Source organism: Erythrobacter fulvus, assembly GCF_028595285.1.
In the GTDB taxonomy this organism is placed as follows: domain Bacteria; phylum Pseudomonadota; class Alphaproteobacteria; order Sphingomonadales; family Sphingomonadaceae; genus Erythrobacter; species Erythrobacter fulvus.
In genome coordinates, this window is the sequence record NZ_JAQQXQ010000004.1 from 149850 (window position 1) to 163035 (window position 13186).

Annotated in this window: 17 protein-coding genes; 7 read left to right on the top strand and 10 right to left on the bottom strand. The window is 65.6% G+C overall.

Going from position 1 to position 13186, the window contains the following annotated elements; all coding sequences use genetic code 11:
- Position 1 precedes the first annotated feature (1 nt).
- Positions 2-1495 (top strand): TolC family protein, encoded by a 1494-nt coding sequence (locus OIK40_RS06615; protein WP_273677213.1) that lies wholly within the window; start codon positions 2-4, stop codon positions 1493-1495.
- Here the strand turns inward: OIK40_RS06615 and OIK40_RS06620 are convergent.
- The 10 genes from OIK40_RS06620 to rpsU form a co-directional block, all read right to left on the bottom strand.
- Positions 1473-2417 carry a hypothetical protein gene (locus OIK40_RS06620; protein WP_273677215.1) on the bottom strand — a complete coding sequence of 315 codons (945 nt, stop codon included), beginning with the start codon at positions 2415-2417 and terminating at the stop codon, positions 1473-1475. The two genes, OIK40_RS06615 and OIK40_RS06620, sit on opposite strands and share 23 nt — an antisense overlap.
- The gene (locus tag OIK40_RS06625; RefSeq protein ID WP_273677217.1) at positions 2414-3007 is read right to left on the bottom strand and encodes a hypothetical protein; all 594 of its coding nucleotides are present in this window, start codon (positions 3005-3007) and stop codon (positions 2414-2416) included. Before OIK40_RS06625 ends, OIK40_RS06620 begins: the two co-directional genes overlap by 4 nt.
- A gap of 103 nt (positions 3008-3110) precedes the next feature.
- On the bottom strand, positions 3111-3569 hold the full coding sequence (locus OIK40_RS06630) for a tRNA (cytidine(34)-2'-O)-methyltransferase (RefSeq protein ID WP_273677219.1): 459 nt from the start codon (positions 3567-3569) through the stop codon (positions 3111-3113).
- A 13-nt stretch (positions 3570-3582) separates the two neighbouring features.
- Positions 3583-5079, bottom strand: a complete 1497-nt coding sequence (gatB, locus tag OIK40_RS06635; protein ID WP_273677221.1) for an Asp-tRNA(Asn)/Glu-tRNA(Gln) amidotransferase subunit GatB — start codon at positions 5077-5079, stop codon at positions 3583-3585.
- A 46-nt stretch (positions 5080-5125) separates the two neighbouring features.
- Positions 5126-6166, bottom strand: coding sequence for an acyltransferase family protein (locus OIK40_RS06640; protein WP_273677224.1), 1041 nt, complete (start codon positions 6164-6166; stop codon positions 5126-5128).
- 46 nt (positions 6167-6212) lie between these two features.
- On the bottom strand, positions 6213-6377 hold the full coding sequence (locus OIK40_RS06645) for a glutamyl-tRNA amidotransferase (RefSeq protein WP_273677225.1): 165 nt from the start codon (positions 6375-6377) through the stop codon (positions 6213-6215).
- On the bottom strand, positions 6374-7855 hold the full coding sequence (gene gatA, locus OIK40_RS06650) for an Asp-tRNA(Asn)/Glu-tRNA(Gln) amidotransferase subunit GatA (protein WP_273677226.1): 1482 nt from the start codon (positions 7853-7855) through the stop codon (positions 6374-6376). The genes OIK40_RS06645 and gatA overlap by 4 nt, the downstream gene beginning before the upstream one ends.
- A 1-nt stretch (position 7856) precedes the next feature.
- Positions 7857-8159 carry an Asp-tRNA(Asn)/Glu-tRNA(Gln) amidotransferase subunit GatC gene (gene gatC, locus OIK40_RS06655; RefSeq protein WP_273677228.1) on the bottom strand — a complete coding sequence of 101 codons (303 nt, stop codon included), beginning with the start codon at positions 8157-8159 and terminating at the stop codon, positions 7857-7859.
- A gap of 13 nt (positions 8160-8172) precedes the next feature.
- Positions 8173-8742, bottom strand: a complete 570-nt coding sequence (locus OIK40_RS06660; protein WP_273677230.1) for an FKBP-type peptidyl-prolyl cis-trans isomerase — start codon at positions 8740-8742, stop codon at positions 8173-8175.
- Between the two features lie 138 nt (positions 8743-8880).
- Positions 8881-9087, bottom strand: coding sequence for a 30S ribosomal protein S21 (gene rpsU, locus OIK40_RS06665; RefSeq protein ID WP_273677232.1), 207 nt, complete (start codon positions 9085-9087; stop codon positions 8881-8883).
- Positions 9088-9317: 230 nt separating this feature from the next.
- Here rpsU and crcB point away from each other — a divergent pair, with 230 nt between their 5' ends.
- Genes crcB through OIK40_RS06695 form a run of 6 tightly spaced genes read left to right on the top strand, consistent with a single transcriptional unit; the run spans position 9318 to position 13185 of the window.
- Positions 9318-9731, top strand: a complete 414-nt coding sequence (gene crcB / locus OIK40_RS06670) for a fluoride efflux transporter CrcB (protein ID WP_273677234.1) — start codon at positions 9318-9320, stop codon at positions 9729-9731.
- Positions 9728-10972 (top strand): RluA family pseudouridine synthase, encoded by a 1245-nt coding sequence (locus tag OIK40_RS06675; protein ID WP_273677235.1) that lies wholly within the window; start codon positions 9728-9730, stop codon positions 10970-10972. Before crcB ends, OIK40_RS06675 begins: the two co-directional genes overlap by 4 nt.
- Positions 10972-11571 (top strand): FMN-binding negative transcriptional regulator, encoded by a 600-nt coding sequence (locus OIK40_RS06680; protein WP_273677237.1) that lies wholly within the window; start codon positions 10972-10974, stop codon positions 11569-11571. The genes OIK40_RS06675 and OIK40_RS06680 overlap by 1 nt, the downstream gene beginning before the upstream one ends.
- Before the next feature lie 5 nt (positions 11572-11576).
- Positions 11577-12236 carry an HAD-IA family hydrolase gene (locus OIK40_RS06685; protein WP_273677425.1) on the top strand — a complete coding sequence of 220 codons (660 nt, stop codon included), beginning with the start codon at positions 11577-11579 and terminating at the stop codon, positions 12234-12236.
- Entirely contained in the window at positions 12233-12472 is a 240-nt protein-coding gene (locus OIK40_RS06690) for a hypothetical protein (RefSeq protein WP_273677239.1), read from the top strand. Before OIK40_RS06685 ends, OIK40_RS06690 begins: the two co-directional genes overlap by 4 nt.
- A complete protein-coding gene (locus OIK40_RS06695) occupies positions 12472-13185 on the top strand; it encodes an ATP12 family chaperone protein (protein ID WP_273677426.1) in 714 nt (237 codons plus the stop codon). Before OIK40_RS06690 ends, OIK40_RS06695 begins: the two co-directional genes overlap by 1 nt.
- Position 13186 lies beyond the last annotated feature (1 nt).

Below are 13186 nucleotides of genomic sequence, written 5' to 3' on the forward strand. Positions count from 1 at the left end.
GATGGCGCGCAGCCTTGCCTTGCAGAGCCGTGCGTGGCTCGCCTGCGGAGCAGCGGCGCTGGCGCTCGCCGCCATGCCCACGCCTGCGCTGGCGCAGGACATCGCGCCGCTGGAAGAGCCGATCGACGTGGCGCTGAGGACCGGGCCCTTGCTGCCCGGGGAAGTGCTGCGTTCCTCCGCCCTCACCTTCCCCTCGATCCTCGAGGCGTTCGAACGCGAAGCCGCCGCACGCAGCGACCAGCTGTCGGCCGACGGGGCGTTCGATCTGATGCTGAAAGGCGAATATTATGATCGCCTCACCGGCTTTTATTCCGGCGGGTTCGGCAAGGTCGAGGCGCGCCAGCCGCTGCGCCCCTATGGCGCGGAAGTGTTCGGCAGCTACCGCGTGTCGGACGGGGATTTCCCGACCTACGAGAACTACAACTTCACCAACCAGCTGGGCGAGGTGAAGGTCGGCGCGCTGTTCTCGCTGCTGCGCAATCGTGACATCGACGCCCGCCGCTTCGCGATCGAGGACACCCGCCTCGCCGCCAGCCAAGCGCAGCTTGATGTCATGCTGGTGCAACTGAACGTCCAGCACGAGGCCCTGCGCGCCTATTGGCGCTGGGTCGCGGCAGGCGAGGAAATCCGCGTGTTCGAGGAATTGCTCGAAATCGCCGAAGCGCGGCAAGTTGGCCTGGCGCGCGAGGTGAACGAAGGCGCGCGTCCGCGCATCGCACTGACCGAGAACGAACAGAACCTGCTGATCCGCCGCTCGCTGCTGGAGGAAGCCAAGCGCAATTTCCTCGTCGCTGCCAACAGTCTCGGCTTCTACTTGCGCGGGTCGGACGGGCAGATGATCGTGCCCACCCGCGAGATGCTGCCCGAACTGGCGCGCATGGAAGCTGTCGCCCCGGTCGAACAGCTGGTCGCCACCCCGGTGAGCGAAGTGATCCAGAGCCGGCCCGAACTCCAGACGTTCAAACTGGCGCTGGAACGCGCGAACAACCGCGTCGAACTGCGGCGCAACGATCTTCAGCCCAAACTCGATGCCAGCGTCGAATTGTCGCGCGATTTCGGTGCGCTGGGGCCGGGTGGTCCGGGTTTCGATTCGACCGATGCGGTGGTCGGCCTGACCTTCACCGTGCCCCTGCAACGGCGCGAGGCGCGCGGGCGGCTGCAACGCGCCGAGGCCGAACTGCGCGAGACCGAGCTGCGCCAGCGCCGCATCGCCGACCAGATCACCACCGAGGTGAGCAACATCATCGACAACCTGTCGGCGGCGCTGAAAATCGCGGATCTCGCCGATGCCGAAGTCAAGCAGGCCAGCGCGATGGTGCAGGCCGAACGCACCCGCTTCCGGCTGGGCGCGGGCGAGTTTTTCCTCGTCAACGCGCGCGAGGAAGCCGCCGCCAACGCGCAGGTCAAGGCGATCCGCGCCAAGCTCGCCGGCCGTCTGGCCGAAGCGAGCTATAACGCGGCGACCATGAACCTTACGGCGCTGGGTCTGGAGTAGCGGGGGGTTCGTCCCCGACCGTGACGGCGGCTTCGGCCTCCGCAGCAGCCTTGGCCTTGGCCTCGGCCAACCCGATCAGATCCACCGGCACATCACGCTCATAGGCCAGCACCCCGGGCACCGGCGGAATCCGGCCCACCAGCGCGCGGATGAAGTTGTTGCGCTTGCCCGCTGCGCGCAGCTCCGCCTTGGCGTTGGGATATTGCGCGAGGCTTTCCGGAACGCTCCAGTCGGTCGGCACCGCCGGACGATCGGGCAGCAGGGTCCGCTCGAAGGTCGACTGCTCCAGCGCCGCGCGATCCGCCCAGCCCAGACCGAGGAAATCGCCAAGCGACGTGATCTGCCCCGCCTTCGCCTCGAACTTCACCGAACCCATGCAGTAGCACACCCCGAACACCTGCCCGTTGGGCATGTAGAGCATCGGTCCGTAATAGGTGTATTCGCCCGGCTCGACCTCGATCAGGTAGCTGAAGGTCTTTTCCTCGCCTTCGGTCTTGTCGAAGATAAATTGCGGGCCGAACGGCACCATCATGCGCATGTCGATCGGCGCGATGGCAAAGCTCTCCTCGGTCGGCTCGACCGGCTTTTCCCCGCGTCCGCGACCGGATTGTTGCTGGATTTCCCAGTTCTTGAGCCTGCCGGGATATTTCCTGACCTCGTCCTCGAATTCCTCGCGCCACTTGGCCTCGTAATTCGCGATTTCCTCCGCGTTCGGAGTCTTCAGAAACAGGCCGTTGCTGCGGTTCCTGCGGCTCTTGATGTAGATATAAGCCTTGGCCGGATCGATCTTCTGCTTGCCCGAGGCAAGGTTCTTGGCCTCCACCGCCTTGTATTCGGCGATGTCGGGCTTGATCTTTTCGGCAGCAGCCGGGGTGGCGGCGAGCGCGATTGCGCCCGCGATCAGGGTCACAATGCGCTTCATGGTTCAAGCACCTCGTACTGCGGTTTCGGGCCGGAGGCGACACGCGCCTGTTTGCGCAAGGCGGCTTCGCGATCCTTCGCGTTCTCGCGGCTCAGCCCTTCCTCGAAATGAAATGCCTGCCACAGGTCCTTCTCCAGCCCGTAACGGTCATAGCCCTTGAAATACATGCAGTTGCGCAAGTTGACGCGCTTGATCCGGCGGCGTTCGGCGCTGCCGAAAATCGCATCCGCCATCAGCCCGCCGATCGCCCCGCCGATCCCGCCGGCCAGCATGCCGTAATTGGCCGAGGCCGCCGCAATCGCCGCGTCACTGGCGCCCATGTAGAAATTGATCCCGCTGGCGAGGGAATCGCATTCGATAATGTCGGCATAGGCCCGGCTGAAGTCCGTCCCTTCGCGGTGGAAGAAGAAGTATTTGTCGAAATCGCCCGCGATCACCGGATCGGGCGTGTAGGCGAGATCGGGCATGGCGACCGCCTCGATCTCTTCGGCGGAGAATGTCTTCATCTCCGGCTCGCTCTTGATGGCCTGCGCCTGAGCCACCGCAGCCAGCGGCAGCAAGACGAGGCCCGTCCATCGGACCATTCCCATATTCTCAGGTTCCCCGTTGCGATCCCTGTCTGCGAATTTGCATAAGCTTGCAGACTGGAAAAGGGGGGCGATTTCGGCGGAATCAAATATTCCGGTGGAGAACCTAAAGCCGCCCTCTCAGCGCCTGATAAGCCGCCGCCGACACCGTGTTGGCAAGGTTGAGCGAACGGATCACGTCGGATCGCATCGGCAGGCGGAACAGCCGGTCCGCATGACGCTCGATGATCGCCTTGGGGATACCTTTGGTTTCCTGCCCGAACACAAGAAATGCGTCTTCGGGATATTCGGGCTCGTAGAAGCTGCGGCTGCCGAATTCCTCGAACAGAAACAGCTGGTCAGGCCGCGGGACGCGCGCCTCCAGAAAGGCGTCCCAGCTGGCATATTCGGTGAGGCGGACTTGCGGCCAGTAATCGAGGCCCGAACGCTTCACCCGCTTGTCGCTGATCTCGAACCCGAGCGGGTGGATCAGGATCAGCTCCATGTCGAGCGCCACGCAGGTGCGCCCCACCGCGCCGGTATTGCCGGGGATTTCAGGCTGGACGAGGATGATGGAGAGGCCCATCAGGCCCCGCCCCTCACCCCAGCTTGCCCTTGAGCAGCTGGTTAACCAGCTGCGGATTGGCCTTGCCCTGCATTGCCTTCATCGTCTGGCCGACGAAGAAGCCGAACAGGGCTTCCTTGCCGGCGCGGTATTGTTCGACCTTGTCGGCGTTGGCGGCGATGATCGCGTCAACGGCGGCTTCGATCGCGCCGGTGTCGGAGACCTGCTTCAGCCCCTCGGTGTCCGCGATCTCGTTCGGATCGCGGCCTGTCCTGAGGACGATTTCGAAGATTTCCTTGGCCTGCCCGCCGCTGATCTCGCCCTTGTCGGCCATGGCGAGGATGCTCGCCTGCGCGGCGGCGGTGGCGTTGGCCGGATCGCCTTCGTCACCCAGCGCCTTGATCACCCCCGGCGCGACCGAGAGCGACCAGTTGGCGACCTGCGTTGCGACTGCGGCTTCATCCTTGCCGATGGTCTTGGCGGTTTCGGCCAGCAGGGTTTCGAACCGCGCGAAGGTTTCGACCTCGGCGGTCAGTTCGCGCGCGTTGTAGGGGGTGAGGCCGAGCGCCTCGACATAGCGCTTGCGCTTGGCGTCGGGCAGTTCGGGCAAGCTGGCGCGGCATTCGGCGAGGAAGTCGTCTTCCAGCACCAGCGGCAGCAGATCGGGATCGGGGAAGTAGCGGTAATCGTGCGCGTCTTCCTTGCTGCGCATCGTGCGCGTGGTGCCGGTGCCGGGATCGAACAGGCGGGTTTCCTGCACCACCGTGCCGCCCGCTTCCAGCACATCGACCTGCCGCATTGCTTCGTGCTCGATCGCCTGCATGACGAAGCGCACCGAGTTGACGTTCTTGGTCTCGGTGCGGGTGCCGAAGGGCTCGCCGACCTTGCGCACGCTGACGTTGACGTCGGCGCGCATCGATCCTTCTTCCATGTTGCCGTCGCACGAGCCGACATATCGCAGGATCGCCCGCAGCTTGCGCAGGTAAGCCCCTGCTTCGGCGGGCGAACGCATGTCTGGCTTCGACACGATTTCCATCAGCGCCACGCCCGAGCGGTTCAAATCGACATAGGACATGGTGGGGTGCTGATCGTGCATCAGCTTGCCTGCGTCCTGCTCCACGTGAATGCGCTCGATCCCAATGACCTTGTCCTCGGGAATCCCGGCCTTCTCGTCCGCCTCGATCAGCAGCGAGCCCTCGCCCACAAGCGGATGATAAAGCTGGCTGATCTGGTAGCCTTGCGGCAGGTCGGCGTAGAAGTAGTTCTTGCGATCAAATCGGCTCCACGCGTTGATCTGCGCCTCGATCGCCATGCCGGTGCGCACCGCCTGGCGGATGCATTCGCGGTTAGGCACGGGCAGCATCCCCGGCATCGCGGCATCGACGAGGCTGACCTGCGAGTTCGGCTCGGCACCGAAAGCGGTCGCCGCGCCCGAGAACAGCTTGGAGTTCGAAGTGACCTGCGCGTGAACTTCGAGGCCGATTACGACCTCCCACTCGCCGGTTGCGCCCTGGATGCGGTAGTTGCTCATGGTTGCGCGATTGCCCCGAATCGCGGCAATTTGCAACGCCGAGCGATCATTGCACCAAAACCCGCCGGGCTTCGCGCTCGAACGGCGACAAGCGCCGCAGCATACGGGTCGCACGCTTTTCGAAAACGAGATGCAGCACGATCCCCGCGGCGACACCGCTCAAGAAAATCAGGAGGTGCCCGGCACCGTCGCCGAGGCGAACCGCAACATGCTGGACGATCGAATTGACCGGGGTATGGACGAGATAGATGGCATAGCTCGCGCCGCCCAGCAGCATCGCCCATTCGGGTATCTTCACGCGCGATTCAATGCAGACCATACCGTACAGGCAAAGCGCGAAGCCTGCGCCGATAAGCGGCACAAACAAATTCCCCGGCGACGTGTAATCGAGCGTGCCGAGCCGGTTGACCGGCCAGATGACCGTCGCCGCGCCAAGCGCGAGAACAGCGGCGATCCCGATCAGCAAGGGCCAGACCGAGGATACCGGCCAGCGCCGGGCGATGTTCGCCACGAGCGCGCCGAAGATGAAGTCAAGCACGAAACTCGAAAGCAGCAGGCTTGGCACGCCTTCGATGGGACGCCCGGCGGCGATCAGGCCCATCTGGACGAGCACCGCCAGCGCCCAGCTGCCGAACAGCACCATGCCGGCGCGGCGGCTGGCGATCGCGACGCAAAATGCGAGGTAGAAAAGCATCTCGTGCCGCAGGGTCCAAACGACCAGCGGGAGCGGTTCGGCAAGGCTCGGATAGAGCAACAGCGACGTGCCGATCCGGTCGAGGGCGGGCACTTCGTCCATCACCGCCCGGAGCGCGATCCATCCCCCGGCGACCAGCCACAGCAGGGGGAACAGCCGGACGAACCGTTTCCATAGGTACGGCAGGGCGCGATCGCTACGGCCGATATCCTCGCGTTGGACATAGAAGATGATGAATCCGGACAGGACGAAAAAGAAGTCCACGCCCAACTGGAGCGGTGACGCCCAAGGCGAGGCGCTCAATCCGATATAATTGGCCGTTGCGTTGGCGTGGAATGCGACCACCGCGCAGGCGGCGATGCCGCGACCCAGTTCGACGGTCCGGAGTTTCATCAGCTTCGCCCTCGTTGCTCCGTGACCGGAGTTCCCGGGAGGAAAATCATTCGCCACCGTGATCGCGATCCTCGATCACCTTGCCATCCGGCCCGAAGCGCATTTCGCCGTGATCGACGTTCTTTCTAACCCAATTGGCGACCATGAAGGTCACCGGCACCGCGAGGGCGATGCCGATACCGGCAAGCCACAGCGCGGTATCGGGGGTCACCACCACTTCTCCGGCTTGGCGGTGAAGCCCGCCCGCTGCTGGATCGCGAGGCCGGCGTTAAGCACGCCTTGCTCGTCGAAAGGCTTGCCCACCAGCTGGAGGCCGAGCGGCAAGCCGTCGGCGTTGATCGTGGCAGGCACGCTCATCGCGGGAAGCCCCGCGAGCGACGCGGGGACGGCGAAGACGTCGTTCAGATACATCGTCAGCGGGTCTTCGTTCATCGAACCCAGCGGGAAGCTCGCCGTCGGCGTGGTCGGCGCGAGGATCACGTCGCACTGCTCGAAAGCGCGTTCGAAATCGCGGGCCACGAGGGCTCGGACCTTCTGCGCCTGCGTGTAGTACGCATCGTAGAAGCCGGCCGAGAGCACATAGGTGCCGATCAAGATACGGCGCTTGACCTCGTCGCCGAAGCCCGCCGCGCGGGTGGCGGCGTACATGTCCTGAAGGCCGACATTGTCGGGCAGATCGCGCAGGCCATAGCGCACCCCGTCATAGCGCGCGAGGTTTGACGAGGCTTCGGCGGGGGCGACAATGTAATAGGCGGGCAGCGCATATCTGGTGTGCGGCAGCGAGACATCGACGATCTCCGCGCCCGCGTCCCTGAGCCACGCCTTGCCCCGTTCCCAGCTGTCGAGAATCGCCTGATCGGTGCCCTCCATCCGGTATTCGCGCGGGATGCCGACCTTCTTGCCGCGCAGGTCGGAATTCAGCGCCGCTTCCCAGTCGGGCACGTCCATCTGAAGCGAGGTCGCGTCTTTGGGATCGAACCCGGCCATCGCGCCCAGCATGATCGCGCAATCTTCTACGCTGCGCGCCATCGGCCCGGCCTGATCGAGGCTTGAGGCGAAGGCGACGATGCCCCAGCGCGAACAGCGGCCATAGGTCGGCTTGATCCCGCAGATGCCGGTGAAGGCCGCCGGTTGCCGGATCGATCCGCCGGTGTCGGTGCCGGTCGCAGCCGGCGCGATGCGCGCGGCGACGGCAGCGGAGGAGCCGCCCGAGGAGCCGCCGGGGCTCATCGGCTGGTTCGACCCGGCCTTGCGCCACGGCGAGGCGACATTGCCGAAATAGGACGTCTCGTTCGACGAACCCATCGCGAACTGATCGAGATTGAGCTTGCCCAGCATGCCCGCGCCTGCATCCCACAATTTCTGCGAGACGGTGGATTCGTACCGCGGCTGGAAGCCTTCGAGGATGTGCGATGCGGCGGTGGTCTGCACGTCGTAGGTGGCGAACAGGTCCTTCATGCCGATCGGCACGCCCGCCATCTTGCCCAGATCCTTGCCTGCCGCGCGGTCGGCATCGACCTTGTCCGCGGCGGCGAGTGCGTGATCGGGAGTGGTGACGATAAAGGCGTTCAGGTCAGCGGCTTCGGCCACGGCGGCGTTGAAGGCTTCCGCCACTTCGCGCGCGGTGAAGTCGCCCTTCGCCACGCCGTCGCGGAGTTCCTTGACACCGAGAGAGGTCAGGTCGGTCATATTATTCGATCACCTTCGGAACGCCGAAAAAGCCGTGCTCGGCGGCGGGCGCATTGGCCAGCACATCGGCCTGCCTGCCGCCGCCGGTCAGTGGATCGGCATCGACCACGTCATCGCGCAGGCGCAGGGTATTGGGGATCACCGCCGCCATCGGCTCGATCCCCGTCACGTCCACCTCGCCCAGCTGTTCAACCCACTGGAGGATGCCGTTGAGTTCGGGCACCATGCGTTCCAGCTCGGCGTCATCCATGCGGATGCGCGCCAGCGAAGCGATCTTGGCGACGGTTGCCTTGTCGACCGACATTGCGCGCCGCCTCTTACTGTGCCGGTGCGGGCGCGGGTGCGCCGCCCTGCCCCAGCTGGCTCTGCATCGCCTGCTGCAGGATGGCGAGATTACGCTCGAAGGTCTGCTGGCTCATCACGTCGATCACCTCGATCTCGAATTCGAGATCGGCATTGGCCGGGATCGGCGAGCCCGGAGGCGGTTCGGCGCCATAGGCCTGCGCGGCGGGGATGAAGAGCGTGTACTTGCCGCCCTTCTGCATCTGCTTCAGCCCTTCGAAGAAGCCCGGAATGGTCGCCCCTTCCTCGATCGGGAAGGGCGTGCCTTCGGGGAAGATGCCTTCGACGGGCAGCGGAATGTCGCGCGATTCGTCGAAAGTTTCGCCGGTGCTGGCGAGCTTGCCCTTGTACTTGATGAACAACACGTCGCCGGTCTGGGGCATCGGGCCGGTTCCGGCGGTGATGGTATCGACACCCAGCCCCTTGGGCACAGCGGACCAGGCAAGGCCGGCGCCGACGGCGATGGCGAGGAGGACGCCGATCCACAGCTTGGTAAGCGAGCCCTTGGCAACGGGCTGGATCGGAACGCGGGTAATTTCGGTCATGTCATGGTCCTGCGTGACGGCGCGGCTTTCTGCCGCGACAGACGGCAAAAGGGCGCGGGGATGAGCCGCGCCCTGATGGCTTATCGCAAAGGGTGTTTCAAGCGGCTTCCACGAGGAAAACAGCGCCTGGCGACGGGATTACTTGCTCCCGTCACGCTCCATCCGCTTGCGCTCGAGCTTGCGGGCGCGGCGCACGGCGGCAGCCTTTTCGCGGGCGCGCTTCTCGCTCGGCTTTTCGTAGTGGCGACGCAGCTTCATCTCGCGATAAACGCCTTCGCGCTGCAGCTTCTTCTTGAGCGCGCGCAGGGCCTGATCGACATTGTTATCGCGAACGATGATTTGCATAGAAGACGACTACCTCAGTTCCTCAAACACACAGAGCCCGCCTCGATTCTCGCGGGGATGCGCGGTGAATTGCCAATGAAATGCGGGCGAATCCCAAGGGGAACCGCCCTCCAAACCGCGCCCCGATAATCCAACAGCGCCCGAAAGGCAACCCGTCAGCGCATCCGGAAGCGGCATTGGCATCGCGGCGCGTGCTAGGCAGAACGGCCCGTCGCCGCTATGGGCGGGCGATGGCCGGTGAACTCTCCCCCATTTCCGCAAGCCTCAACGTCGCCCTTGGCGGTGCGGTGGGCGCTGTGCTGCGTTACCAGACCGGACGCGCGGTGTCGCATCTGGCCGGGCCGGACAATGCCTTCCCCTGGGCCACGCTGAGTGTCAACATCGTCGGCAGCCTTGCGATGGGCGCGCTGCTGGGCTGGCTGGCGCGCGGGACCATCGGCGGACAGACCGCGGAGACCATGCGGTTGCTGGTGGGCGTCGGCCTGCTGGGCGGCTTTACCACCTTCAGCGCCTTCAGCGCCGAACTCGTCACCATGCTCCACCGCGGACAGGCAGGTCTGGCTTTCGGCTATGCCGCAGCCTCGCTGATTGCCGGGATGGCTGCGATGATCGTCGGCCTTGTCGCCGCGCAGAGCGTTTCATGACCCAGACCCCCACCGAAAATTCCGCCGACAATGTCCGCCAGTTCACCGTGAACGAGGATGACGACGGCATCCGGCTCGACCGCTGGTTCAAGCGCAATCTGCCGCAGGTCGGCTTTGCCACCGTGTCGCGCTGGGCGCGCACCGGGCAGATCCGGGTCGACGGCAAGCGCGCCAAGCCGGAAGATCGGCTGGCGGCGGGACAGGTGCTGCGCGTTCCGCCGGGCGGCGAGGACACTGCACCGCGCAAATCCGCTCCGCGCGTCCGCACGCTAAGCCCCGAACAGATCGCCGAGGCGCGGGACATGGTGATCCGCGAAACGCCCACCGCGATCGTGCTCAACAAACCCCCCGGCCTCGCCACGCAGGGCGGCAGCAAGACGACCAAGCATGTCGACGGCCTGCTGGATGCCTTCGTCACCGATGAACGCACCCCGCGCCCGCGGCTGGTCCACCGGCTCGACAAGGATACCTCGGGCGTGCTGCTAATCGCGCGCACCCCGGGCAGCGCGGCGAGTTTCTCCAAACGCTTCGCCAGCCGCAGCGCGCGCAAGGTCTACTGGGCGCTGGTTGTCGGCGTGCCGCAGCTGGCCGAAGGCGTGATCGACGCGCCCCTCGCCAAGCAGCCGGGGACCGGCGGCGAGAAGATGCATATCGACGAGGAGAACGGCGCGGCGGCCAAGACCCGTTACCGCGTCGTCGACCGTGCGGGCCAGCGCGCGGCGTGGGTGGAGCTGGAACCGCTCACCGGACGCACCCACCAGCTGCGCGTCCACATGGCGGCAATCGGCCACCCGATCGTGGGCGACGGCAAGTATGGCGGGCAGGATGCCTTTCTGACCGGCGCTATCAGCCGCAAGATGCATCTCCACGCGCGGCGGTTGATCATCACCGAGCCCAAGGCCGGCGAAGGGGCCAAAAACAAGGAGGGGGGAGGCAAGCTCGACGTGACTGCCGAACTGCCGCATCACTTCGCCGCCAGCATGGAAGCGCTGGGCTTCGATCCGTCGCTGTCCGACGCCTCTCCCTTGCGCGAAGAGACACCTGAGAAATCGGCGGAAGAGAAAAAGCAGGCCGCCCGCCGCCACTTCAAACAGGCGCGCAAGGAAACCCGCGCGCCCCGCCGCGCACGCGGAGCCGCTAATCCGAAAGCCAAGGCAAAGCCCAAACCCAAGGCCAAGCCCGGCCTGAAGGCGGGCAGCAAGCCCAAGCCAAAGGGCGGCAGCAAGGGCGCGCGGCGCTGATGCACCCCAATCCGCTCTTCCGCACCGATGACAGGGCGCTGTGCGACAGCCTGATCGATGAGATCGGTTTCGGCATGGTCTTCGCGCAGACGCCCGACGGGCCGCGCGTGGCGCATACTCCGCTCATCTCGACCGGCGATGGCGCGGTGCAGTTCCACCTTGCGCGCAGCAATGCGCTGACCCCTTATCTCGACGGCGCAACCGCGCTGATCGTGGTCAATGGTCCGGACGGCTATGTCTCTCCGCGCTGGTACGAAAACCGCGACACCGTGCCGACGTGGGATTACGTCGCGCTTGAGCTAGAAGGCCGGGTCCAACGGATGGATGACGCAGCGCTCGAGGCCTTTCTGCACAAGGCCATCGCCAAGCATGAAAGCAAGCTTGGCGGGGAGCCGTGGCGGGCGGAAGAATCCTCAGAGAAGGTGTGGTCCGGGCTGTTCAAGGGCATTACCGGCTTCGCGATGGAGGTGACCGAGCGACGCCCCACCTTCAAGCTATCGCAGAAGAAGTCTGCCGCCGAACGCGCCCGCATCGCCGGGGGGCTGGACGAGGCCGGGAAGGCCGCGCTTGCCCATCTGGTCAGGAGCTTTGCGACATGAGCGCGATGCGCCTCGCGGTGTTCGATTGCGACGGAACGCTGGTCGACGGGCAGGCCGATGTCTGCTGGGCGATGGACCGCGCCTTTGCCCGCGCGGGGCTGGCTGCGCCGGACACCGCGGCGGTGCGGCGCATCGTCGGCCTCAGCCTGCCTGCCGCCGTGCGCGCGCTTTCGCCCGATCTTTCCGACGAACAGAACCGCGCGGTGACCGAATTCTACCGCTCCAGCTTCCGGGCGCGGCGCGAGGAAGGCCTGCTGGACGAGCCGCTCTATGACGGTATCGCCGAACTGCTGGCGGGGTTGCGCGACGCCGGGTGGAGCCTTGCGGTCGCCACCGGCAAGTCCGACCGCGGGCTCGCCGCCTGCCTTGCCACGCATGGCATTGCCGATCTGTTCGTCTCGCTCCAGACTGCGGACCGCCACCCCTCCAAGCCCCACCCCGCGATGCTGGAAGCCGCACTGTTCGAAGCCGGGGCGCAGCCGCATGAAGCGGTGATGATCGGCGATACCAGCTTCGACATGCTGATGGCCCGCAGCGCCGGAGTGCGCGGACTGGGCGTGGCGTGGGGCTATCACGCCCCGGCAGAACTCATCGCAAGCGGCGCTGTGAGCGTCGCCGAAAGCGTCGCGGCACTCGAACGCGCGCTGGAGGAGGCGCTGCCATGAACCGGCAGTCCCGCGAAGCGGTCGAACGCCAGGCGCGGCAACGCTTCATCATCCTCAACGCGCTGCGCTTCGGCGGGATCGTGATGGTGATGTTCGGCTTTGCCATCGTGCGCGGGTTGATCGACCTGCCCTGGGCACTGGGTGCGGGATTGGCAGTGATCGGGATGCTCGAATTCTTCTTCCTGCCGCGCTTCATCGCGCGCAGCTGGAATGCCGGAGACGGAAGCAGGAAATGATCCGCAGGTTCTACAAGGACGTGACGCTCGGGGAGGTACCGGGCGCCCAAACCCTCGGGTATCAAGTGTTGCTCGACGGGCGCGGCGTGAAAACCGTGGGCGGCGCGGCGCAACTGGTGCCGACGCAGGGCTTGGGCGAGGCACTGGCAGCCGAATGGCGGCGGCAGGGCGAAAAGATCGACCCCAAAAGCCTGCCGCTGCGCGACATGGCGGATTATGCGATCGACGTTGTCGCCTCCGATCCGGTAACGATTGCCGCCGGTCTGATCGCCTATGCCGAAACCGATACGCTGTGCTACCGCGCCGATCCTGACGAGCCGCTGCACGCCCGCCAGCAGGCCGTGTGGGAGCCGCTGCTCTCCGCTTTCGAGGCCGCGCACGGCATCACGCTGGTGCGGGTCAGCGGCGTGCTCCACCGCCCGCAGCCGCCCGAAACGCTGGCGACATTGCAGACGAAACTGACGACGCTTGATCCCTTCGCGCTGGCAGGGGTGGAGGCGATGACCAAGCTCGCCGCCTCGCTCGTCACTGCACTAGCCGCGCTCGACGCGGCTGACGGGGAAGAACCGCTGGCGCTGTGGCAGGCGGCCTGTCTCGAAGAGGAATGGCAGGCCGAGCTATGGGGCCGCGACGAAGAGGCAGAGGAACGCCGTGCCCGGCGCGAGGCCGATTTCCTGCGTGCCTGCGGCTTTGCGCGGCTGGCGCGTTGCTGAG

Bases quoted from the DNA above. Each gene is read 5' to 3' on its own strand.
- OIK40_RS06615 (WP_273677213.1), top strand. From the start codon at position 2: ATGGCGCGCAGCCTTGCCTTGCAGAGCCGTGCGTGGCTCGCCTGCGGA.
- OIK40_RS06620 (WP_273677215.1), bottom strand. From the start codon at position 2,417: ATGAAGCGCATTGTGACCCTGATCGCGGGCGCAATCGCGCTCGCCGCC.
- OIK40_RS06625 (WP_273677217.1), bottom strand. From the start codon at position 3,007: ATGGGAATGGTCCGATGGACGGGCCTCGTCTTGCTGCCGCTGGCTGCG.
- OIK40_RS06630 (WP_273677219.1), bottom strand. From the start codon at position 3,569: ATGGGCCTCTCCATCATCCTCGTCCAGCCTGAAATCCCCGGCAATACC.
- gatB (WP_273677221.1), bottom strand. From the start codon at position 5,079: ATGAGCAACTACCGCATCCAGGGCGCAACCGGCGAGTGGGAGGTCGTA.
- OIK40_RS06640 (WP_273677224.1), bottom strand. From the start codon at position 6,166: ATGAAACTCCGGACCGTCGAACTGGGTCGCGGCATCGCCGCCTGCGCG.
- gatA (WP_273677226.1), bottom strand. From the start codon at position 7,855: ATGACCGACCTGACCTCTCTCGGTGTCAAGGAACTCCGCGACGGCGTG.
- gatC (WP_273677228.1), bottom strand. From the start codon at position 8,159: ATGTCGGTCGACAAGGCAACCGTCGCCAAGATCGCTTCGCTGGCGCGC.
- OIK40_RS06660 (WP_273677230.1), bottom strand. From the start codon at position 8,742: ATGACCGAAATTACCCGCGTTCCGATCCAGCCCGTTGCCAAGGGCTCG.
- rpsU (WP_273677232.1), bottom strand. From the start codon at position 9,087: ATGCAAATCATCGTTCGCGATAACAATGTCGATCAGGCCCTGCGCGCG.
- crcB (WP_273677234.1), top strand. From the start codon at position 9,318: ATGGCCGGTGAACTCTCCCCCATTTCCGCAAGCCTCAACGTCGCCCTT.
- OIK40_RS06675 (WP_273677235.1), top strand. From the start codon at position 9,728: ATGACCCAGACCCCCACCGAAAATTCCGCCGACAATGTCCGCCAGTTC.
- OIK40_RS06680 (WP_273677237.1), top strand. From the start codon at position 10,972: ATGCACCCCAATCCGCTCTTCCGCACCGATGACAGGGCGCTGTGCGAC.
- OIK40_RS06685 (WP_273677425.1), top strand. From the start codon at position 11,577: ATGCGCCTCGCGGTGTTCGATTGCGACGGAACGCTGGTCGACGGGCAG.
- OIK40_RS06690 (WP_273677239.1), top strand. From the start codon at position 12,233: ATGAACCGGCAGTCCCGCGAAGCGGTCGAACGCCAGGCGCGGCAACGC.